The sequence below is a fragment of the Streptomyces tendae genome, assembly GCF_008632955.1.
Classification (GTDB): domain Bacteria; phylum Actinomycetota; class Actinomycetes; order Streptomycetales; family Streptomycetaceae; genus Streptomyces.
This window is the reverse complement of the sequence record NZ_CP043959.1, coordinates 6060876-6082781: the sequence shown is the minus strand read 5'-3', so window position 1 is coordinate 6082781 and position 21906 is coordinate 6060876. Positions and strand designations below refer to the sequence as shown.

Annotated in this window: 20 protein-coding genes; 11 read left to right on the top strand and 9 right to left on the bottom strand. The window is 72.1% G+C overall.

Features of this window, described 5'->3' with window-relative positions; translation table 11 throughout:
- Positions 1–29: 29 nt before the first annotated feature.
- From F3L20_RS27925 to F3L20_RS27915, 3 genes are all read left to right on the top strand, one after another.
- Positions 30–1823, top strand: a complete 1794-nt coding sequence (locus F3L20_RS27925) for a DEAD/DEAH box helicase (protein WP_206338829.1) — start codon at positions 30–32, stop codon at positions 1821–1823.
- A gap of 347 nt (positions 1824–2170) precedes the next feature.
- Positions 2171–2812, top strand: coding sequence for an IclR family transcriptional regulator (locus F3L20_RS27920; protein ID WP_145827539.1), 642 nt, complete (start codon positions 2171–2173; stop codon positions 2810–2812).
- 92 nt (positions 2813–2904) lie between these two features.
- Positions 2905–3696 (top strand): S16 family serine protease, encoded by a 792-nt coding sequence (locus tag F3L20_RS27915; RefSeq protein WP_150156663.1) that lies wholly within the window; start codon positions 2905–2907, stop codon positions 3694–3696.
- 12 nt (positions 3697–3708) lie between these two features.
- Here F3L20_RS27915 and F3L20_RS27910 read toward each other — a convergent pair whose 3' ends face one another.
- The 5 genes from F3L20_RS27910 to F3L20_RS27890 all read right to left on the bottom strand — a co-directional run bounded on the left by F3L20_RS27910 (position 3709) and on the right by F3L20_RS27890 (position 8016).
- Positions 3709–4632 carry a glycine betaine ABC transporter substrate-binding protein gene (locus F3L20_RS27910; protein ID WP_150157524.1) on the bottom strand — a complete coding sequence of 308 codons (924 nt, stop codon included), beginning with the start codon at positions 4630–4632 and terminating at the stop codon, positions 3709–3711.
- Positions 4633–4763: 131 nt separating this feature from the next.
- Positions 4764–5609 carry an ABC transporter permease gene (locus tag F3L20_RS27905; protein WP_150156662.1) on the bottom strand — a complete coding sequence of 282 codons (846 nt, stop codon included), beginning with the start codon at positions 5607–5609 and terminating at the stop codon, positions 4764–4766.
- Entirely contained in the window at positions 5606–6874 is a 1269-nt protein-coding gene (locus F3L20_RS27900) for an ABC transporter ATP-binding protein (protein WP_150156661.1), read from the bottom strand. Before F3L20_RS27900 ends, F3L20_RS27905 begins: the two co-directional genes overlap by 4 nt.
- On the bottom strand, positions 6861–7514 hold the full coding sequence (locus F3L20_RS27895) for an ABC transporter permease (RefSeq protein WP_150156660.1): 654 nt from the start codon (positions 7512–7514) through the stop codon (positions 6861–6863). The genes F3L20_RS27900 and F3L20_RS27895 overlap by 14 nt, the downstream gene beginning before the upstream one ends.
- Before the next feature lie 31 nt (positions 7515–7545).
- Complete coding sequence (locus F3L20_RS27890) at positions 7546–8016, bottom strand: Lrp/AsnC family transcriptional regulator (RefSeq protein ID WP_150156659.1); 471 nt, start codon at positions 8014–8016, stop codon at positions 7546–7548.
- Positions 8017–8138: 122 nt separating this feature from the next.
- On the opposite strand from F3L20_RS27890, the gene hppD reads away from it, so the two are divergent.
- Positions 8139–9284, top strand: coding sequence for a 4-hydroxyphenylpyruvate dioxygenase (gene hppD / locus F3L20_RS27885; RefSeq protein WP_150156658.1), 1146 nt, complete (start codon positions 8139–8141; stop codon positions 9282–9284).
- A 28-nt stretch (positions 9285–9312) separates the two neighbouring features.
- Here hppD and F3L20_RS27880 read toward each other — a convergent pair whose 3' ends face one another.
- Positions 9313–10707 carry a tetratricopeptide repeat protein gene (locus tag F3L20_RS27880; protein WP_150156657.1) on the bottom strand — a complete coding sequence of 465 codons (1395 nt, stop codon included), beginning with the start codon at positions 10705–10707 and terminating at the stop codon, positions 9313–9315.
- A gap of 103 nt (positions 10708–10810) precedes the next feature.
- On the opposite strand from F3L20_RS27880, the gene F3L20_RS27875 reads away from it, so the two are divergent.
- The 3 genes from F3L20_RS27875 to F3L20_RS27865 all read left to right on the top strand — a co-directional run bounded on the left by F3L20_RS27875 (position 10811) and on the right by F3L20_RS27865 (position 14697).
- Positions 10811–12226, top strand: coding sequence for an FAD-binding oxidoreductase (locus F3L20_RS27875; protein WP_150156656.1), 1416 nt, complete (start codon positions 10811–10813; stop codon positions 12224–12226).
- 115 nt (positions 12227–12341) lie between these two features.
- Positions 12342–13793: an RDD family protein gene (locus F3L20_RS27870; RefSeq protein ID WP_150156655.1), complete on the top strand. Its 1452-nt coding sequence runs from the start codon at positions 12342–12344 to the stop codon at positions 13791–13793.
- Between the two features lie 85 nt (positions 13794–13878).
- Positions 13879–14697, top strand: a complete 819-nt coding sequence (locus F3L20_RS27865; RefSeq protein WP_150156654.1) for an RDD family protein — start codon at positions 13879–13881, stop codon at positions 14695–14697.
- A gap of 63 nt (positions 14698–14760) precedes the next feature.
- Here F3L20_RS27865 and F3L20_RS27860 read toward each other — a convergent pair whose 3' ends face one another.
- Complete coding sequence (locus tag F3L20_RS27860) at positions 14761–15054, bottom strand: hypothetical protein (protein WP_150156653.1); 294 nt, start codon at positions 15052–15054, stop codon at positions 14761–14763.
- 390 nt (positions 15055–15444) lie between these two features.
- Between F3L20_RS27860 and F3L20_RS27855 the strand changes: the two genes are divergently transcribed.
- Positions 15445–17802: an immune inhibitor A domain-containing protein gene (locus tag F3L20_RS27855; protein ID WP_150156652.1), complete on the top strand. Its 2358-nt coding sequence runs from the start codon at positions 15445–15447 to the stop codon at positions 17800–17802.
- A gap of 122 nt (positions 17803–17924) precedes the next feature.
- Positions 17925–18254, top strand: coding sequence for a hypothetical protein (locus tag F3L20_RS27850; protein ID WP_145827551.1), 330 nt, complete (start codon positions 17925–17927; stop codon positions 18252–18254).
- 60 nt (positions 18255–18314) lie between these two features.
- Here F3L20_RS27850 and F3L20_RS27845 read toward each other — a convergent pair whose 3' ends face one another.
- Together F3L20_RS27845 and F3L20_RS27840 are read right to left on the bottom strand one after the other, a co-directional pair.
- The gene (locus F3L20_RS27845) at positions 18315–18905 is read right to left on the bottom strand and encodes a nicotinamidase (RefSeq protein WP_150156651.1); all 591 of its coding nucleotides are present in this window, start codon (positions 18903–18905) and stop codon (positions 18315–18317) included.
- 111 nt (positions 18906–19016) lie between these two features.
- Complete coding sequence (locus F3L20_RS27840; protein ID WP_150156650.1) at positions 19017–20363, bottom strand: nicotinate phosphoribosyltransferase; 1347 nt, start codon at positions 20361–20363, stop codon at positions 19017–19019.
- 143 nt (positions 20364–20506) lie between these two features.
- Here F3L20_RS27840 and clpS point away from each other — a divergent pair, with 143 nt between their 5' ends.
- Together clpS and F3L20_RS27830 are read left to right on the top strand one after the other, a co-directional pair.
- Positions 20507–20824: an ATP-dependent Clp protease adapter ClpS gene (gene clpS, locus F3L20_RS27835; protein WP_024885384.1), complete on the top strand. Its 318-nt coding sequence runs from the start codon at positions 20507–20509 to the stop codon at positions 20822–20824.
- Positions 20825–20892: 68 nt separating this feature from the next.
- Complete coding sequence (locus F3L20_RS27830) at positions 20893–21495, top strand: DUF2017 domain-containing protein (RefSeq protein ID WP_145827554.1); 603 nt, start codon at positions 20893–20895, stop codon at positions 21493–21495.
- The last annotated feature ends 411 nt before the right edge of the window (positions 21496–21906 follow it).

Here is a 21906-nt window from a genome sequence, read left to right as displayed (position 1 = left end):
GAGCCGCCCGACCCACCCTCCCGGAGATCGTGACTACCACCGCCGGCACCGCCTCGCACCACCTGTCCCCGGCCTTCCCCGGACGTGCCCCCTGGGGTACCGCCGGCAAGCTGCGCGCCTGGCAGCAAGGGGCGATGGACAAGTACATCCAGGCTCAGCCCCGTGACTTCCTCGCGGTCGCCACCCCCGGCGCCGGCAAGACCACGTTCGCGCTGACGCTGGCGTCCTGGCTGCTGCACCACCACGTCGTGCAGCAGGTGACCGTCGTCGCGCCCACCGAGCACCTGAAGAAGCAGTGGGCCGAGGCCGCCGCGCGGATAGGCATCAAGCTCGACCCGGAGTACAGCGCGGGCCCGCTCGGCCGGGAGTACGACGGCGTCGCCGTCACGTACGCCGGTGTCGGCGTGCGCCCCATGCTGCACCGCAACCGCGTCGAGCAGCGCAAGACGCTCGTCATCCTCGACGAGATCCACCACGCCGGTGACTCCAAGTCGTGGGGTGAGGCGTGTCTGGAGGCGTTCGAGCCGGCCACCCGCCGGCTCGCGCTCACCGGTACGCCTTTCCGCTCGGACACCAACCCCATCCCGTTCGTGACGTACGAGGAGGGCGACGACGGGATCCGCCGGTCGTCCGCCGACTACACCTACGGGTACGGCTCCGCCCTCGCCGACGGCGTCGTGCGGCCCGTGATCTTCATGTCGTACAGCGGCAACATGCGCTGGCGCACCAAGGCCGGCGACGAGATCGCGGCCCGGCTCGGCGAGCCCATGACCAAGGACGCGATCAGCCAGGCCTGGCGCACCGCCCTCGACCCGCGCGGCGAGTGGATGCCGTCCGTGCTGCGCGCGGCGGACCAGCGGCTCACCGAGGTGCGCAAGGCCATCCCGGACGCCGGCGCCCTCGTCATCGCCTCCGACCAGGAGTCCGCCCGCTCCTACGCCAAGCTGATCCGGGACATCACCGGTCACAAGGCCACGCTCGTCCTCTCCGACGACAGTGGCGCGTCCCGGCGGATCGACGACTTCAGCCAGAGCGACGACCGCTGGATGGTCGCCGTCCGCATGGTGTCCGAGGGTGTCGACGTGCCCCGCCTCGCGGTCGGCGTGTACGCCACCACCATCTCCACCCCGCTGTTCTTCGCGCAGGCCGTCGGACGTTTCGTACGGTCCCGGCGGCGCGGCGAGACCGCGTCGGTGTTCCTGCCGACCGTGCCGGACCTGCTCTCCTTCGCCAACGAGATGGAGCGCGAGCGCGACCACGTCCTCGACAAGCCCAAGAAGGAGGGCGAGGAGGACCCCTACGCCGAGTCCGAGAAGGAGATGGAGGAGGCGAACCGGGAGCAGGACGAGGACACCGGCGAGCAGGACATGCTCCCCTTCGAGGCGCTGGAGTCCGACGCCGTCTTCGACCGGGTCATGTACAACGGCGCCGAGTTCGGCATGCAGGCCCACCCCGGCAGCGAGGAGGAGCAGGACTACCTCGGCATCCCGGGCCTGCTGGAGCCCGACCAGGTGCAGTTGCTGCTGCAGAAGCGGCAGGCCCGGCAGATCGCGCACAGCAGGAAGAAGCCGGCCGAGGAGGCCGACCTGCTCGAACTGCCCGCCGAGCGGCGGCCCGTGGTCTCCCACAAGGAGATGATGGAGCTGCGCAAGAAGCTCAACTCCCTGGTCGGCGCGTACGTCCACCAGAGCGGCAAGCCGCACGGCGTCGTCCACACCGAACTGCGCCGGGTGTGCGGCGGCCCGCCGTCCGCCGAGGCGACCGCGGGGCAACTGCGCCAGCGGATCGCCAAGGTGCAGGAGTGGGCCACCCGCATGCGCTGAGGCGCCCTTCCGCACTCCCGGAGGGCCGTCAACGGGCGCACACCGCCGGTCGGTCCGCGTGAGGTACCGGTCAACCGGCGTGCGTTCCGGGACAAAAGTGACCACTTTGTTGAAGTGGTGACCGGATTCTGGACGGAGACTTCCGCTCAGCGAACCGGCTCGCTACTGTCCGGCTACGCACACGCCCCGTGGCAGCGCCGCCGCGGAGCGCAGCCGTGAAGCGACAGTGCCCGGGAGCCGACCGGGTCGCCGGCCGATCGGCGGCCTCTGACGCGCGTGACCGACGGGACTCGGTGACGCATCCGCGCGAGGGGGCCGTCGACCTCACCACTGAAGGAGTGGGCGTCGTGACCGCGGAGACCTCTCAGACGCTCGACAGGGGCCTACGGGTTCTGAAGCTGCTCGCCGACACCGATCACGGGCTGACCGTCACCGAGCTCTCCCACAAACTGGGCGTCAACCGGACCGTGGTGTACCGGTTGCTCGCCACTCTGGAACAGCACGCACTGGTCCGCCGCGACCTCGGCGGACGGGCCCGCGTCGGGCTGGGCGTGCTGCGGCTGGGACGGCAGGTGCACCCGCTGGTGCGGGAGGCGGCGATGCCGGCGCTGCGGTCCCTGGCGGACGACATCGGCGCGACCGCCCACCTGACCCTGGTCGACGGTGCCGAGGCCCTGGCGGTCGCGGTGGTGGAGCCGTCGTGGACGGACTACCACGTGGCGTACCGGGCGGGCTTCCGGCACCCCCTGGACCGCGGGGCCGCGGGCAAGGCGATACTCGCCGCCCGGCGGAGGACCCCCGGCGACCCCGGCTACACGCTGACGCAGGGCGAGCTGGAGGCCGGCGCGTGCGGGGCCGCCGCGCCCCTGGTGGGCGTGACGGGCGTCGAGGGGAGCGTGGGCGTGGTCATGCTGGCGGACGTCGTACCGGAGCGGGTCGGCGCCCGTGTGATGGAGGCCGCACGGGAGGTCGCGGAGGCCCTGCGCTGATCCGCGGGCGCCGGCCGGGCGGGCCGGCTCCCGTGAGCGGCCCCCATGGGCACCCCGGCGGGGCTTGTCCCCCGTCGCGTTAGATTGGCTCCGTGCTCTCTCGCCTCACGCGTCCCCAAGCCCTGGCCGTCTGCGCCGCCCCGGCCGTAGCGCTGCTGGCCACCGCCGTGCTCGCGCCGCTGCCTTTCTCCGTGGCGCAGCCCGGGCTGACGGCCGACGTGCTCGGTGAGAACAAGGGGCAGCAGGTCATCACGATCTCCGGCGCACCCGTGCGGAAGACCACCGGGCAGCTGCGGATGACGACGATCGAGGCGACCTCGCCGGACACCCGGGTGAACCTGCCCCAGGTGATCGACAGCTGGTTCAGCAGCGACGAGGCGGTCATGCCCCGCGACGCCGTCTACCCCAGCGGGGACGACGTCAAGGAGATCGAGCAGTTCAACGAGAAGCAGATGAAGGAGTCCCAGGACGAGGCCACCCGGGCCGCGCTGACGTTCCTGGGCCGGGAGAACGAGGGCATCGACGTCACGCTGAAGCTCGCCGACGTCGGTGGCCCCAGCGCCGGACTGCTGTTCTCCCTCGGCATCGTCGACAAGCTGGACGGCGACGGCAGCGGCGGCGACCTCACCGGCGGCCGCGTGGTCGCGGGCACCGGCACCATCGACGCGGCGGGCAAGGTCGGTGCGGTCGGCGGTGTGCCGCTGAAGACGCAGGCCGCCCGGCGGGACGGCGCCACCGTCTTCCTGGTCCCGAAGGACGAGTGCTCCGAGGCGCGGTCGGAGCTGCCCGAGGGTCTGCGGCTGGTCCCCGTCACCACCCTCAGGGGCGCCGTCGACGCGCTGGTCGCGCTGGAGAAGGGCACCGGCAAGGTCCCGAGCTGCTGACCCGGCCGCCCGCTACCTCTCCTTGACGAAGCCCTCCGCCACCATCCAGTCCAGCGCCACCTGGTGGGGGTCCTCCCCGTCGACGTCGACGCGGGCGTTGAGGGTCTGCGCCACGGTGTTGTCCAGCTTCTCCGTGACCGGGGCCAGCACCCCGGCGATCGCCGGCCACTTCTTCAGCGTCTTGCTGTTGACCGTCGGGGCCGCGTTGTAGTTGGGGAAGAACTTCTTGTCGTCCTCCATCACCACCAGGTTCATGGACTTGATCCGCCCGTCGGTGGTGAAGACCTCGCCGTAGGTGCAGGCGCCCTTGGCCGTCTGGGTGTAGATGATGCCGGTGTCCATCTGCGTGACGTTGCCCGCCGGAATGCTCATCCCGTACGCCTTCTCCAGGCCCGGCAGCCCGTCGGCGCGGTTGGCGAACTCGCCCTCCACGCACAGCGTCACCGCGCCCGGGTCGGACGTGGCGAGCTCCGCCACCTCCGAGAGGGTGCGGGTGCGGTACCGCTCGTAGTTGGCCTGGTTCATGGCGAGGGCGTAGGTGTTGTTCAGCTCCGACGGCTCCAGCCAGGTCACCCCGTTCTTGGCGTCCGCCTCCCGCACCGCCAGCCACTGCTCGCGCGGGTCGGGGATCGGCCTGCTGTTGCCCAGGTACGTGATCCACCCCGTGCCCGTGTACTCGAACCCGGCGTCCGCCTCGCCCTTGACGACCGCCTCGCGCGAGCCGACCGAGCCCTGGATGCCGGTGCGGTCGATCACCTCCGCGCCTGCCGCCTGGAAGGCGATGCCCATGATCGCGCCGAGGATCAGCTGCTCGGTGAACTCCTTGGAGGTGACGGTCAGTTTCGCGCCCTCCAGCGGCTTGCCCCGCCCGACCGTGCCCGGCTCCACGTCGTCGACCATGGGCGACCCGCTGGTCAGACCGCAGCCCGCGACCATCGTGAGCAGCACCGCGGCCAGGAGCGGACGCACCCCTGAGGACCTCCGCGAGGACCTCCGCGAGGACACCTGTGGGCGCCGCCCCGGGACGGCCCCCGACGGCAACCCCGGCCGCACCCCTGCCCGCCCCCTCACGGTCCCGCCTCCAGCCCGCGCGGCCGCAGCAGCAGCTCCGCCAGCGAGGCCAGCCAGTCCACCAGCAGCGCGAGCGCGACGGTGAGGACCGACCCGATCACCAGCACCGGCATGCGCTGACTGGTGATCCCGGTGGTGATGAGCACGCCCAGCCCGCCGCCCCCGCCGAAGGTGGCGAGCGTCGCGGTGCCGACGTTGAGCACCAGGGCGGTGCGCACCCCGGCGAGGATCAGCGGCACGGCCAGCGGCAGCTCGACCCGGGTGAGCACCCCGAACGGGGACATGCCGATGCCGCGCGCCGCCTCCAGCAGCGTCGGGTCGTTGGCCCGCAGGCCGGCGATGGTGTTGGACAGCACCGGCAGCACGGCGTAGGCGATGATGCCGATCAGGGCGGCCCTGCGGCCGATGCCCAGCCAGATCACCAGCAGCGCCAGCAGACCGATCGCGGGGGTGGCCTGGCCCATGTTGGCGAACGCCATCGCGACCGGCGTGGCCCTGCTGAAGCCGCGCCGGGTCAGCAGGATGCCCAGCGGGATGGCGATGATCAGCACGAAGAACGTCGAGATCACGGTCAGCTCGATGTGCTGCCACAGCGCCTGGGACACCCGCCCGTCCGACAGCGCGTTCCGGGTGAGGGCGTCCAGGTCGGCCTGCTCGAACCACAGCCAGGTCGCCAGCAGCACCGCGATCAGCGCCACCGGCAGGAACGTCAGCTTCTGCCAGGTCACCCGGGAGGGGGCGACGGCCGGCCGGGGCGGGGGAGCGTCCTCCTCGCCGGACGGCCCGCCGCCCTCACCCGGGAGGGTGTCGCCGTCACTCGTCCGCCCCTCGGAGGTCCTCACGCCTGCGGCTCCCCTCCGGGGCCGGCGGCGCCCTCCTGCTCGGCGTGCGTCTGCGCGGCCCGCTGCTCCTCCAGGCCGGCCTGCGCCTCCCGCGCCTCCAGCCGGTCGGCCTCCAGCAGTTCGTGCACCGAGTTCATCAGCGTCTCCACGTCCACGACGCCCTCGTACGCGCCGCGCCGCCCGGTCACCGCGACCCGGCCCGTGTTGTCGGTGAGCACCGCCTCCAGCGCGTCCCGCAGGGTCGCGTCCCGGGTCACCGTGTCCTGCACCAGCACGCCCGCGCGGGCCAGCGAGCCCTTGGCGCGCATGATGTCGCCGCGCCGCAGCCACTTGTAGGGGCGGCCCCGCTGGTCGAGCACCAGCACCTCGTCGGTGCCGCCCGACCGCAGCCGGACGAGGATCTCGTCGAGCGGGTCGTCGACGCCGACCGTCGGGTAGTCGGTGATCGCCACGTCCCCGACCCGGGTGAGGTTGAGCCGCTTCAGCGCCGCCCCCGCGCCGACGAACCCGGACACGAAGTCGTCGGCCGGGGTGGTGAGGATCGCCTCCGGGGTGTCGAACTGCGCGATGTGGGAGCGTTCGCGCAGCACCGCGATCCGGTCGCCGATCTTGATCGCCTCGTCGAAGTCGTGGGTGACGAAGACGATCGTCTTGTGCAGGTCCCGCTGGAGCCGGATCAGCTCGTCCTGGAGGTGGTCCCGGGTGATCGGGTCGACCGCGCCGAACGGCTCGTCCATCAGCAGCACCGGCGGGTCCGCCGCCAGCGCCCGCGCCACGCCCACGCGCTGCTGCTGGCCGCCGGAGAGCTGGCGCGGATAGCGGTCGTGGAACTCGCCGGGGTCCAGCCCGACCAGGTCCAGCATCTCCTCGATCCGGTCCCGCACCCGCGCGCCGGGCCAGCGCAGCATCTTCGGCACCAGGGCGATGTTCTGCGCCACCGTCATGTGCGGGAACAGCCCGCTCGCCTGGATCGCGTAGCCGATGGTGCGGCGCAGCTTCACCGGGTCCATGTCGGTGACGTCCTCGCCGCCGATGCGGATGCGGCCGCCCGTGGGCTCGATCAGCCGGTTGATCATCTTCAGCGTGGTGGACTTCCCGCACCCCGAGGGGCCGACGAGCACCACCGTCTCGCCCGCCTTGATGTCCATGCTGACGTTGTCGACGGCGGGCTGCCGGCTGCCCGGGTAGCGCTTGGTGAGGCCCTCCAGCTCGATGGGCGCCCCCACCGACCGGGGCCCGGCCTCGGACGTCTCAGGCTCCGGCACGGATCCCCCTGGAGATGGTCAGCCGTCCGATCAGGACGTAGGCGGCGTCGAACAGCAGGGCCAGGACGACGATGCCGAGCGTGCCCGCGAGCACCTGGTTCAGCGCGTTCTTGCTGCCCAGGGAGGCGATGCCGCGGAAGATCAGGTTGCCGAGGCCGGGCCCGGAGGCGAAGGCGGCGATGGCCGCAATGCCCATGAGCATCTGTGTGGAGACCCGGATGCCGGTCAGGATCGGCGGCCAGGCCAGCGGCAGCTCGACCCGCACCAGCCGGGACAGCCGCGACATGCCGATGCCCGTGGCCGCGTCCACCAGCGCCGGATCGACCCTGCGCAGGCCCACGATCGCGTTCCGCACGATGGGCAGCAGCCCGTACAGGGTCAGCGCGATCACGGTCGGCGCCACGCCCAGTCCCACGATCGGGATGAGCAGACCGATCATGGCCAGCGCCGGGACGGTCAGCAGCGTCGCCGTGGTGGTCGTGGCGAGGTTGCCCGCCCACTCGCTGCGGTAGGTGACGATGCCGATCAGCACCCCGAGGGCGGTCGCCACCACCATGCACTGGAAGACCACGCTGGCGTGCTGGTAGGTGTCGGTGAGCAGTTGCTGGTGCCGGCTCTCCAGGTACTCCCAGAAGTTCACATCCGCTCACCCCCAGCTCGGCCAGGTCCGGTCACTCGCCGAGCGCGGCCTGCTCCACCAGCGGGATGATCCGCAGCGGAACGGGGTTCTCCATGACGATCGCCGTGGACGCCCGGACGATGCCATCAAATCCGACGACGCGGTCGATCACCCGCTGGAGATCGGCGTTCGAGCGGGCCACCAGCCGGCACTGCATGTCCCCCGTGCCGGTGGTGGTGTGCAGCTCCAGGACCTCCGGCACGGTCGTCAAGTGGGCCCGTACATCGGCTCCTTGACCCTGTCTGATCTGCAGGGTCGCGAACGCGGTGACCGGGTAGCCGAGGGCCGCGGGATCCACCTGCGGGCCGAATCCGCGGATGACTCCGTTCGACTGAAGCCGGTCCAGACGGGCCTGCACGGTCCCGCGCGCCACCCCCAGCCGGCGGGACATCTCCAGCACCCCGGTGCGTGGTTCACGCGCCAGCAGCACGATGATCCGCCCGTCCAGATGATCGATCGCCATACCGCTCTCCCCAGTGGTCATCCTGTACAGAAAGCCCGCCGATACGGGCGTTCGGCTGAACATGTTGCCCAGTGATTGGACGAACTATTGCGCACCTTGCAGGGCTGTTCCACTCTGCCCCTATGACGCAGACCACACACACCGCTCCCGACACCGCACGGCAGGCAGACCCCTTCCCGGTCAAGGGAATGGACGCGGTCGTCTTCGCCGTGGGCAACGCCAAGCAGGCGGCGCACTACTACTCCACCGCCTTCGGCATGCAGCTCGTCGCCTACTCCGGACCGGAGAACGGCAGCCGCGAGACCGCCTCCTACGTGCTGGAGAGCGGCTCGGCCCGCTTCGTCTTCACCTCGGTGATCAAGCGCTCCACCGAGTGGGGCTCCTTCCTCGAGGACCACGTGGCCGCGCACGGCGACGGTGTGGTCGACCTCGCCATCGAGGTGCCGGACGCCCGGGCCGCGTACGCCTACGCGATCGATCACGGCGCCACCTCCGTCGCCGAGCCGTACGAGCTGAAGGACGAGCACGGCACCGTCGTGCTTGCCGCCATCGCCACCTACGGCAAGACCCGGCACACCCTGGTCGAGCGCACCGGCTACGACGGCCCCTACCTGCCCGGCTACGTCCCCGCCGACCCGATCGTCGAGCCTCCGGCCAAGCGCTCCTTCCAGGCCGTCGACCACTGCGTCGGCAACGTCGAGCTCGGCCGGATGAACGAGTGGGTCGAGTTCTACAACAAGGTCATGGGCTTCACGAACATGAAGGAGTTCGTGGGCGACGACATCGCGACCGAGTACAGCGCGCTGATGTCGAAGGTCGTGGCCGACGGCACGCTCAAGGTCAAGTTCCCGATCAACGAGCCCGCCGTCGCCAAGAAGAAGTCCCAGATCGACGAGTACCTGGAGTTCTACGGCGGCGCCGGCGTCCAGCACATCGCGCTGAACACCAACGACATCGTGCACACGGTCCGCCAGATGCGCGCCGCCGGTGTGCAGTTCCTGGACACCCCCGACTCGTACTACGACACCCTCGGCGAGTGGGCGGGCGAGACCCGGGTGCCGGTGGAGACGCTGCGCGAACTGAAGATCCTCGTCGACCGCGACGAGGACGGCTACCTGCTGCAGATCTTCACCAAGCCGGTCCAGGACCGCCCGACCGTCTTCTTCGAGATGATCGAGCGCCACGGCTCCATGGGCTTCGGCAAGGGCAACTTCAAGGCGCTGTTCGAGGCCATCGAGCGCGAGCAGGCCAAGCGCGGCAACCTGTAGGCACCGCGCCCCGCACCGCGCCCTCGGATCAGGAGGACTCGGGGCCCGCCTGGACGGACGGCTCACCCAGGCGGGCCAGCGCCTCCTTCGCCCGCGGCGCGTGCAGCGGCGAGAACCAGGGATTGATCTGCAGCGCCTCCGTCAGATGGCGGCGCGCGGCCCCGTACCGCTCCAGCGCCCGCTCGACGGCCCCCCGGTGGTAGGCGAACAGCGCGCTGCGCACGCCCCCGCCCTTCGTCCCCTCCGTGGCCCGCACCGCGAACGGCAGCGCCTCCTCGTGCTCCCCGGCCCGGTGCAGTGCCCAGCCCAGCGCGTCCGCCACCTCCGTGGACGGCTGCCGCTCCCACTCCGCCCGCAGCCGCCGCACCGCCGCCGCGGGGTCGCCGTGGTCGGCCTCGAACCGGCCCAGCACCAGCTCCTCGTCCCCGCCGTGGGCGGACGCCAGCCGGACCCGCTCCCGCAGCAGCGCGTACTGCACCTCGGCGGCCGGCTTCAGCCCCAGCGACTCGTAGAGCTCGCCCAGCTCCAGCGCGTACTCGGGCCGCGGGTGCTTCGCCAGCGCCATCCGGTACGCGCTGAGCGCCTCCGTGGCCCGGCCCAGCGCCGCCAGCACCCTGCCCTGCCCGGCCTGCGCCGCCCGCTGGTCGGGGTCGACGCGCACCGCCTCCTGGAAGTGGCGCAGCGCGTCCTCACGGTCGCCGCGCTCCCACGCGAGCTGTCCGGCCCGCTCCAGGTAGGCCGCGCGCTCGGCGGGCTCCCCGGCGGCCGAGGCGGCGTCCGCGAGCTTCGCCGCCGCGTCCTCCCGCCAGCCCCGGTCCCGGTAGACGGCGGCCGTCCGGGCCATCACGGCCGGTCCCTCGCGCAGCGCGGTGAGCTTCTCCAGCAGCAGGCCGGTCTCCTCGTCGTCCCCGAGCCCGGCGGACGCCTCGATCAGCGGCGGGTACGTCGTCCATCGCTCCGGCTCCAGCTTCCGCGCGGCCTCGCCCCACGTGCGGGCGCCCGCGTGGTCGCGGCGGGCGTTCGCCAGCACGGCCATCGCCCGCAGCGCCGGCGCGTTGTCCTTCCGCACGTCGAGCGAGGTGCGCAGGGCCTTCTCGGCCCGCGGCCAGTACCGCGGGTCGGCCAGCCGCCGTCCCTGTTCCACGCGGGCCGCGCCGAGCTCGGCCCAGGCGCGGGCGTCCCGGGGCCGTTCGCGCACCCGCCGCTCACGGTCGCGGACCAGCGCCTCCAGGTCGGGCAGCGCGGCCGGGACCCCGCTGGTCACCGCGGCCAGCGCCCGCTCCTGCGGGGTGGGCCCCGGAGGAGCCTGTCCACCCCACGGCAGCGTCACCAGCACCCCGGCCAGGGCGGTGCCGCCCGCGGCTGAGGCGAGCAGCACCCGGCGGCGGATCCGCCGGCGGTGCGCACGTGCCTTGTCGTCCATGGCGCACACTGTGCGCCACAGGGCGCTTACGTATGATCATCACACTCCGGAAGGGTGCGACCGGTTCCGCGGGGTTCACACCGATGGCCCCGGGTGCGACGCTGTGATCATGAGCCGTATCGAAGCGCGACGCGATGAAGACACGGTGGCGGCCGGACCTCTCGTCGACCGGCTGCTCGGCGGGCTCCCCCCGGAGGCCGTCCTCACCGACCCGGACGTCACAGCCTCCTACGCCCACGACATGGCGAGCTTCTGCCCGGCCGGCAGCCCCGCGGTGGTGGTGCTGCCCCGCACGGTCGAACAGGTCCAGCACGTCATGCGCACCGCCACCGAGCTCCGGGTGCCGGTCGTCCCTCAGGGCGCCCGCACCGGCCTGTCCGGCGCCGCCAACGCCACCGACGGCTGCGTGGTGCTCTCCCTGACCAGGATGGACCGCATCCTGGAGATCGACCCGGTCGACCGGATCGCCGTCGTGGAGCCGGGCGTCGTCAACGCCACGCTCTCCCGCGCGGTCGGCGAGCACGGCCTCGCCTACCCGCCGGACCCCTCCAGCTGGGAGATGTGCACCATCGGCGGCAACATCGGCACCGCCTCGGGCGGCCTGTGCTGCGTGAAGTACGGCGTGACCGCCGAATACGTCCTCGGCCTGGACGTCGTCCTCGCCGACGGCCGGCTGCTGTCCACCGGCCGCCGCACCGTCAAGGGCGTCGCCGGCTACGACCTGACCCGGCTGTTCGTCGGCTCCGAGGGGTCCCTCGGCGTCGTCGTCCGGGCGGTGCTCGCCCTGCGGCCCAAGCCTCCCGAGCAGCTGGTGCTGGCCGCGGAGTTCTCCTCCGGGGCCGCGGCCAGTGACGCGGTGTGCCGCGTCATGGCCGCCGGACACGTCCCCTCCCTGCTCGAACTCATGGACCGCACCACCGTCAAGGCCGTCAACGACATGGCCCGCATGGGCCTGCCGGAGTCCACCGAGGCGTTGCTGCTGGCCGCCTTCGACACCACCGACCCGGCCGCCGACCTCGCCGCCCTCGGCGCGCTGTGCGAGGAGGCCGGGGCGACCCAGGTCGTCCCCGCCGAGGACGCCGCCGAGTCCGAGATGCTGCTCCAGGCCCGCCGGATGTCCCTGGTCGCGCTGGAGGCCGTCAAGGGCACCACGATGATCGACGACGTGTGCGTGCCCCGGTCCCGGCTCGGCGAGCTGATCGAGGGCGTCGAGCGGATCTCCGAGAAGTACCGGCTGACCATCGGCGTCGTGGCCCACGCCGGCGACGGCAACACCCACCCGACGGTCTGCTTCGACGCCTCCGACCCGGATGAGTCACGGCGGGCCCGGAAGTCCTTCGACGAGATCATGGCGCTCGGTCTCGAACTCGGCGGCACCATCACCGGCGAGCACGGCGTCGGCGTGCTGAAGAAGGAGTGGCTGGCGCGGGAGGCCGGCCCCGTGAGCATGGAGATGCAGCGGGCCGTCAAACACGCCTTCGATCCGCTGAACATTCTGAACCCGGGCAAGCTCTTCTGAACGAGAAGGTGCCCGAAAGGGGTGGGGTCCAGTCGGTCGGGCCGTTCGGCCCCCGCCCGTCTGATAGATGTGGTTCCCCCCGACCCACCCCTCGAGCAGATACGGGACGACGGACATGAGCGCCCCAACCCCGGCCCCCGGCGACGACAGGCCCCGCGAAGGGTACTACCCGGACCCGTCCATTCCTGGATACGTCCGGTACTGGAACGGTGCCTCATGGGTACCGGGTACGAGCCGTCCGGCGCCCGGTGACGGCGAGCCGCTCGCCCCGCCCCCCGGTGCCGCCCCGGCCCCGCCGTCCGTGGAGGAGACCGGCCCGCACTTCTTCGACGAGGACCCGGACGACGGACCCGCCCCGGTGGGACCGTCCCCGGCCGACGCGCAGCACGGCAGCCGGCCCGAACCCGCCACGGCCTGGGGCGCCGACCCCGCGCGCCAGACCGGCTTCGGAGGCGACCCGGACCGCAAGGTCTCCTGGGGCGCCGACCCCCGGGTCCCGCACACCCCGGGGGCCGGGGCCGCGGGCGGGACGGCCGCCGCGGCCGCCGGCCGGAGCGGCCGCGCCGCCGGACAGGGCGGTCCCGCCGACGCCGAGCCCGCCCCGGACGGTCCGCGGGCGGGCGGCGGCACCTTCGTGTTCCGCAGGCCGACGGGCGCGGCGCAGCCGCCGGTCACCTCGGGCGGCCCGGCGCCGTCCGCCGACGAGGGCACCATGACCTTCCGCGCGGTCCCGCCGCACGCAGGCGAGCAGGACGCGGGTGCGGCCCCCGGGCGGCCCGGTTTCGCCGCGGGCAAGGCGGCGGCCGCGCGCGCCGCCGCGTCCCCGCCCGCCGCCCCGGCTCCGTCCGGACCGCGGCAGGCCACCGCCCCGCCCGTCCCCCCGCAGGCCACCGCGCCGGCCGCCCCCGCTTCTCCTGCCGCCCCGGCCGCCTCCGCGCCGCTCACGGCCGGTCCGGGGGGTGGCCAGTCCTCCTGGCCGCAGCAGGTGCACCGCCTCGCGGGCACCCAGGAGCCGGGGCCGGTCGCGCCGTGGAAGCCGCCGGTCGACGACGTCTTCCAGGCCGCCGCCCGCCGGCAGGCCGCGGCCCGCCCGGCCTCGCTGGGCCGGCGGCTGGCCGCCCGGCTGCTGGACACCGTCGTCCTCGGCGCCGTCACCGCCGTGGCCGCCGTTCCGCTGGGCCTGAAGGCCATGGACCACGTCGACGCCAAGATCGAGGCGGCCAAGCTCTCCGGCGAGACCGTCACGGTGTGGCTGATCGACGGCACCACCTCGGTGCACCTCGGCATCGTCCTCGCCGTCCTGCTGCTCGCCGGGGTGCTCCTCGAGGTGCTGCCCACCGTCAGGTGGGGCCGCACGCTGGGCAAGCGGCTGACGGGCCTGGAGGTGCGGGACATCGAGGGGCACGACGCGCCGGAGTTCGGCGCGGCCCTGCGGCGCTGGCTCGTCTACAGCGTGCCCGGGCTGCTCGTGGTCGGCGTCGTCGGGGTGCTGTGGTGCCTGTTCGACAAGCCGTGGCGCCAGTGCTGGCACGACAAGGCCGCGCACACGTTCGTCGCCGCCGCCTGACGGTCCGTCGGGCCGCCGGCCCCCGGTACTCCGGACGGCGGCTCGCCGGATGCGGGGCCGCGGGGTTCGGGGTCGACTCGGGGGCATGACCACCGAACCGCCCCACGGCTCCGGTCAGCAGCCGCCGGACGAGGACCCGTTCAGGAAGCAGCCGCCGCCGGACGAGGACCCGTTCAGGAAACAGCCCCCGCCCGGCGCCCCAGGGCCGGGCTCCGGCTCCCCGTACGACACCCCCGGCGGCACACCCCCGCCCGGGCAGGGCGGCAGCAGCCCGTACGGGGGCGCGGGCGGCCCGTACGAGGGCGCGGGCGGCCCTCAGGGCGGTGACCCCTACGGCGGCGGCGGACCCGGCGGCCCCTCCGGCGGGGGAGGCCCCTACGGGGGCGGTCCCCCCGGAGGCGGCCCCTACGGCGGCGGCCCCTACGGCGGGGCCCCGGGCGGCGACCCGCTGGCCGGCATGCCCCCGCTCGCCGACAGCGCCCGGCGCACGCTCGCCCGCATCATCGACATGATCCTGGTCGGCATCGTGGTCTGGCTGCTCACCTGGCCCGTGGGGGTCAGCGAGTACAACTTCGACGGCGACCGGGTCAACGTCGGCAACGGGTTCGCCCAGTCGGTGATCGCCGCGGTCCTCTACATCGCCTACGACACCTTCATGGCCGTCCGCTTCGGCCGCACCCTCGGCAAGAAGTGGCTCGGCATGCGGGTCGCCAACCTGTCCGACGGCAACAACCCGTCCGTGCAGACCGCGCTGATCCGCGCCGCCGTGCTGTGGCTGCCGTTCGCCTTCTGCTGCGCCTGCGTGTGGACCGTGATCGCCGGCGGCTGGAGCTTCTTCGACCGGCCCTACAAGCAGGGGCTGCACGACAAGGCGGCCAGGACCGTGGTGGTCTCGACCCGGTGACGCGCGACCGGACGACCGGGCACGGGACCGGGGATCACCGGCCGGCCCCGCGCGAACGGGACGTCAGGAGGCGGCGCGCTCGTGGACCGGCTCGCGTACCTGCTCGCGGGCCGGCGAGGGCACCGTGGCCCGTACCGGCGCGGGCGTCGCGGGCGGGACCGCGGCGACGGGGCGCCGTGACGACGGGGCCGGGACTCTCGTGGCCACCACCAGTCCCAGGGCGAGCGCCGCGACGGCGATCACCGCGACGGCCGCGGCGGAACTCGTCCCGGACAGCAGCAGCAGGGCGAAGGTCGACAGGATCACGGCGCACGTGCCGTAAGCGAACTGAGCGACAGTCGGACGGGGCATGGCCATCGTGTCCTCGGAAGTCGGGGGCTGTCGGCCTGGCTTTCCACCGGCTTGAGCGGCGTTCCGCCAAGCGACTCTAACCGCGAGCGTGCCCGAGGGGAACGGACAGTAAGCGTGACCTGACCTACAGGGCCGGTGCACAGGGGGCGCACGGATTCATGCCACCCCGCACACGGCCGGACCGACGCGCCCGCCGGGGTTTCGCGCGGAAGTGTCCGGAAAGCGAACCCCGGCTCCGCATAACGCGTTTGATCTGTTCAAGTCAAGGTCTGTTTTTTCTGGCGAACCTCTAGTCAAATGACGTCACTTGACTACACGCGTTGATCACGTGCGCGCGGGACCTTCCCTGACGGAACCTCCTTCATCCGCGCGTACGAACGCGGGAGGGGATCTCAAGTGACCAGTAGACCCTGGACGTTCAGAGCGGCCGCGATAGGCGTGGCCCTCGCGGCGGCCACCGCCACCTGCTCTGCGTTCACCATGGCCCAGGCCGACACGGCCGACGCGGCCGACCGGCCGAGTGCCGTGGACCGCCAGGACCCGGCGTCGCACAACCACGTCGAGCACGACCTCGAGGGACCGCTCTCCAAGACGCAGGCGGCCCAGCGCGAGGAGGCCCTCAACCAGGTCCTCTCCGGCAAGACGTCGGTCAAGAACCGCGCGGGCTCGAAGGTCGTCGGCCTCAAGAGCAAGAAGGGCGACACCAAGTACGTCGAGCTGGGCCGGGAGAAGACCGACAAGATCTTCACCATCCTGGTCGAGTTCGGCGACCAGATAGACAGCCGCTACGGCGGCACTCCCGGCCCGCTGCACAACCAGATCGCCAAGCCGGACCGCAAGGTGGACAACTCCACGGCCTGGCAGGCGGACTACAACCAGCAGCACTTCGAGGACCTCTACTTCGGGTCCGGCAAGGGCGTCGACTCGGTCAAGACCTACTACGAGAAGCAGTCCTCGGGCCGCTACTCGGTCGACGGTGAGGTCTCCGACTGGGTCAAGGTCCCCTACAACGAGGCCCGTTACGGTTCCAACTACTGCGGCGACAGCACCTGCCCGAGCGTGTGGAACGTCGTCAGCGACGGTCTGAACGCCTGGGTCGCCCAGCAGAAGGCGGCCGGCCGCACCGACGCCCAGATCAAGGCGGACGTGGCCCGCTTCGACGAGTGGGACCGCTACGACTTCGACGGCGACGGCGACTTCAACGAGCCGGACGGCTACATCGACCACTTCCAGATCGTGCACGCCGGTGAGGACGAGTCCGCCGGCGGCGGCGTCCAGGGCGAGGACGCCATCTGGGCCCACCGCTGGTACGCCTTCGGCACCGACGCCGGCGCCACCGGCCCCGAGGAGAACAAGCTCGGCGGCACGCAGGTCGGCTCCACCGGCATCTGGGTCGGCGACTACACCATCCAGCCGGAGAACGGCGGACTCGGCGTCTTCGCCCACGAGTACGGCCACGACCTCGGTCTGCCGGACCTCTACGACACCGCGGGCGGCGAGAACTCCACCGGCTTCTGGACGCTGATGTCCTCCGGTTCCTGGCTCGGCACCGGGAAGAAGGAGATCGGCGACCTGCCCGGCGACATGACCGCCTGGGACAAGCTGCAGCTCGGCTGGCTGAACTACGACGTGGCCAAGGCCGGGGTCAACTCCTGGCACAAGCTCGGCGTCGCGGAGTACAACACCAAGCACAAGCAGGCCCTGGTCGTGACGCTGCCGAAGAAGGCCGTCACCACCGAGGTCGTCACGCCGTCCGAGGGCCAGACCCAGTGGTGGAGCGGCAGCGGTGACGACCTCAAGAACACCCTGAGCCGCACGGTCGACCTGACCGGCAAGTCCTCCGCCGAACTCACCTTCGACGGCTGGTACGACATCGAGGCCAACTACGACTACCTCTACACGGAGGTGTCGACCGACGGCGGCGCCAACTGGACCGCCATCGACGGCACGGTGGACGGCGGCCAGATCCCGCGCGACGGCAGCGACAAGCCCGCCCTGCACGGCACGATCGACGGCTACAAGAAGTTCGCGTACTCCCTGGACGCGTACGCCGGCCAGAAGATCGACCTGCGCTTCCGCTACCAGACCGACGGCGGCGTGGCCCAGAAGGGCTTCACGGCCGACGTGATCACGGTGACGGCGGACGGCGCCGCGGTGTTCTCGGACAACGCCGAGACCGCCGACGCCGCCTGGAAGGCCACCGGCTTCTCCCGCATCGGCGCGTCGTTCACCAACGACTACGAGCAGTACTACATCGCCGAGAACCGGCAGTACGTGTCGTACGACAAGACCCTCGAGGTCGGCCCGTACAACTTCGGTTTCACGGCCCGTCCGGACTGGGTGGAGCACTACGCGTACCAGAACGGCCTGCTGATCTGGAAGTGGGACACCTCCCAGCTGGACAACAACACCAGCGAGCACCCGGGCAAGGGTCTGATCCTGCCGATCGACTCCCACCCGACCGCGCTGAAGTGGGCGGACGGCACCCTGATGCGCAACCGCATCCAGGCCTACGACTCCCCGTTCAGCACGTTCCGCACGGACGCGATCACGCTGCACAAGGCGGACGTCGCCAAGTACATCCCGGGCTCGAAGGGCGTGCCGGTCTTCAACGACCGCACCAACACCTACTGGGACCCGGCGAACCCGACCGGCAGTGTCCAGGTCACTGACACCAACACCAAGATCAAGATCACCAAGGAGCCCAAGGACGGCTCCACGATCGAGCTCGAGGTGGGCCCTGCGGGCCGGTAAGTAGCGTTCTCGCAGGTCAGCACATGATCGGCGGTGACCCCCTGGCGGGTCACCGCCGATCCGTGTTTAGGTGCCTCCTGTGGCGCTCTTATTGACACCTGGTGACACGGGGGTATGACCGCATGGCCGCAGGAGGTTTCTGCAAGCTGCCGAACGGCACGGTGGTGGTGGCGCTGAACCTGCCCAGCCCCGCCGCCGACGCACCGGCCGGGGTGCGGGTGCTGGTCCACGCCCACAACCGGGCGCGCGCCCTGACCAGGCTGCGCAACCTGGGTCTGCGGGCCGTCTACCTGCGCGGCAACACCGCGCCGCCCACCCCGGACGAGATCACCGCGGTCCTGCACCATCCCGACGGCCTGATATGGCGCACGGCGCCGGCCGGGGGAGTGCTCCCGCTGGAGCTCTGGCACCCGATCCGTGCCCTGCTCAGACCTCCGGCCGCCCGCGCCTGACCGGCCCCGGCGGCCCCGGGGAGCCGGCGGGCGCCGGCCTCGGGCCGGGACCGCCCGAGGTCACTGCACCACGGGCTTGCCCGACAGCTCCACACCCGCCTGCCGCAGCTCCTCCAGCGCCCGGTCCGTCGTCCCCCGGGCCACGCCCGCGGTGAGGTCGAGCAGCACCTGGGTGCGGAAGCCCTCGCGCACCGCGTCCAGGGCGGTGGCCCGCACGCAGTGGTCCGTGGCGATGCCCACCACGTCCACCTCGTCGATCTCCCGCTCCCGCAGCCACCGGGCCAGCGGGGTGCCGTTCTCGTCGGTGCCCTCGAAGCCGCTGTAGGCCGCCGCGTACGCGCCCTTGTCGAAGACGGCGTCGACCGCCCCGGAGGTGACGGCGGGCGCGAAGTTCGGGTGAAACCCGACGCCCTCCGTGCCGGCCACGCAGTGCGCGGGCCAGGAGCGCACGAAGTCGGGGTGGTCGGCGAAGTGCCCGCCGGGGTCGACGTGGTGGTCGCGGGTGGCGACCACGTGCCGGTACCCGGCCGGGGCGGCCTGGCCGATCAGCTCGGTGATGGCGGCGGCCACGTCGGCGCCGCCGGTGACGGCGAGGCTGCCCCCCTCGCAGAAGTCGTTCTGCACGTCTACGACGATCAGTGCGCGGCGCATGGTCGGTGTCCTTCGGCTCTGGGGTGGACGGATGGATTCGGGTGGGGGCCCGGGCGGGCGGACACCGGGCTCCGGGGACGGCGGGCGGCGACTCGCGCGGTCGGCTTGCCTTTAGCTACCCGACGGCCCGTGCGCGTACTCCGTCGGGAGGACGGGTTCCCCGCGCGACAGCTGGGTCGCCGACAGCGGCAGCCCCGCGCGGGCGGCGGCGTGCCGGTCACGGACCACGTCCAGGGGCTCGCGGGCGACCACCTCGCCGCCGCGCACCAGCGGCACCAGCAGCTGCCGTTCCGCCAGCTCGGGCGGCACCTCGCCGGTGCCGATCACCTCGGCCTCGGCGACGCCGTACGCGTCCAGGCGCCGGGCGGCCCACTTGCGGCCTCCCACGGAGGTCTTGCCGCCGGTGGACTTCTTCGCCACCGACATCAGCGGCGCCCCTGGGTCGGCGGTCCCGGCGCGCGCGACCAGCTTGTAGACCATGGAGGCGGTCGGATGCCCGGAGCCGGTCACCAGCTGGGTACCCACCCCGTAGGCGTCCACCGGCGCCGCGGCCAGCGAGGCGATGGCGTACTCGTCGAGGTCCGAGGTCACGACGATCCTGGTGTTGTGGGCGCCCAGCTCGTCGAGCTGCTGCCGCACCCGGTGCGCCACCAGGAGCAGGTCACCGGAGTCGATGCGCACCGCGCCCAGCTCCGGTCCCGCGATCTCGACGGCCGCGCGGACCGCCTCGGTCACGTCGTACGTGTCCACCAGCAGCGTCGTGCCCGCGCCGAGGGAGTCCACCTGGGCGCGGAAGGCGTCCCGCTCGGTGTCGTGTAGCAGGGTGAAGGCGTGCGCGGAGGTGCCGACGGTGGGGATGTTGTAGCGGAAGCCGGCCGCCAGGTCGGAGGTGGAGGAGAAGCCGCCGATGTAGGCGGCGCGGGAGGCGGCGACGGCGGCCAGCTCGTGGGTGCGCCGGGCGCCCATCTCGATCAGCGGCCGGCCGCCGGCGGCCGACGACATCCGGGAGGCCGCGGCGGCGATGGCCGAGTCGTGGTTGAGGATCGACAGGACCACCGTCTCCAGCAGCACGCACTCCGCGAAGCTGCCCTCGACCCGCATGATCGGCGAGCCCGGGAAGTAGACCTCGCCCTCCGGGTAGCCCCAGATGTCGCCGGAGAAGCGGTAGCCGGCCAGCCAGTCCAGGGTCTCCTCGTCGACGACGGCCTTCTCGCGCAGGAAGCCCAGCACGGCCTCGTCGAAGCGGAAGTTCTCCACCGCGTCGAGCACCCGTCCGGTGCCGGCCACGACGCCGTAGCGGCGGCCGTGCGGCAGCCGCCGGGTGAAGACCTCGAACACGCTGTGCCGCGCGGCCGTCCCGGCCTTCAGCGCGGCCTGCAGCATCGTCAGTTCGTACTGGTCGGTGAAGAGCGCCGTCGACGGAACGTTCACCGGCAACGCAAGGTCCGCTGTGTCCATGGCGAGGATGGTACCCCCATTTCGTCACTCTGACGATTTAAGGTTCCGCAAGGGATGCCGGGCGCCGTCCGGACGCGGCGCGGGCCACCCGGACGGCCTTGTGGGCGGGCCGGTTTGTGCGACCACCCCCCACCGGTGGCAGCATGGGCAGTGTGACGTCACCCGCACCCCTGGAGATCGAACGCACCGAGTCGGCGGAGGAGGTCTTCGCCGTACCCGAGCCCGACGTCCCGTGGGTCACGATCGTCCACAACGACCCGGTCAACCTCATGAGCTACGTCACGTACGTCTTCCAGTCGTACTTCGGCTACTCCAAGGACAAGGCCACCAAGCTCATGCTCGACGTCCACCACAAGGGCCGGGCGGTGGTCTCCAGCGGCACCCGTGAGGAGATGGAGCGCGACGTCCAGGCCATGCACGGCTACGGCCTGTGGGCCACCCTCCAGCACGACCGGAAGTGAAGCCGGACATGACCGCACCGGACGTGACCCGACCCCGCCCGCAGGACCGGAAGTAGCGAATCGCCTCCATGCCAGGACACTTCGAACCGCTCCCCGGCGGCGGCGCGGCCGTCGCCCTCGACGACGTCGAGATCTCCATCATCCGCTCACTGGCCGTGCAGCTGATGGAGATCATCGGCCCCGGCCCGGCCGAGGAGGCCGGCGGCGACCCGCTCGCCGAACTCTTCGCCGAGGGGCCGAGCGAGCCCCCCTCCGACCCCGTGCTGCGCCGCCTCTTCCCGGACGCCTACGTTGACCCGGAGGGCGCCCCGCAGGCCCAGGAGGCCGAGGAGCAGCGGGAGCACTCCGCCGAGTTCCGCCGGTACACGGAGAACGACCTGCGGGCCGGCAAGCGGGACAACGCCCTGGCGGTGATCCGCTCCCTGGACGGGCTCGGTCCGGCCGGCGAGGGCGGCGCGGTGCTCAAGCTGTCCCCGGAGGAGTCCAGGCGCTGGCTCGGCGCGCTGAACGACCTGCGCCTGGCGATCGGGGCCCGGCTGGAGATCACCGACGAGGACGACAGCGACCTGCTGTTCCACCTCCCGGACGAGGACCCGCGCAAGCCGATGGTGATGGCGTACCTCTGGCTGGGCGGTCTGCAGGAGACGCTCGTCTCGACGCTGCTGCCGTGACGGCCTTCTCGTCCGCCCGGTCCCCTCTGGGCATCCGTCCGGCCCCCTCTCCGCTCGCGCCCGCGGAGGCCGGCTGAACCGGAAGGGTTCCGTCCACATCGTCACTCCGTGTGGACGGAACCCTTCCGTTTTTCGTTCCACCTGCACCTTGTGTACAGCTGTTCGCTCAACGGGCTCTCAAATCCAGATAACGATCCCGTCAAACGGTGGACCGTCTTTTCGTTTTCAGGTCGCGTTTGTCCCCTTTTATTTGTGTCGCGCGTCACACCATGGGTCGACGACCACGACGGTGACCGTGATAGACCTTCACGACCGCCCGGCGAACGCCACCCGAACGTTCGGCCGGGTGCGCCACCGAGCCGGTCACCGCCGGCCAGGCACGAGCGGGCGTCGCACGTCCGCTCAGCTCCA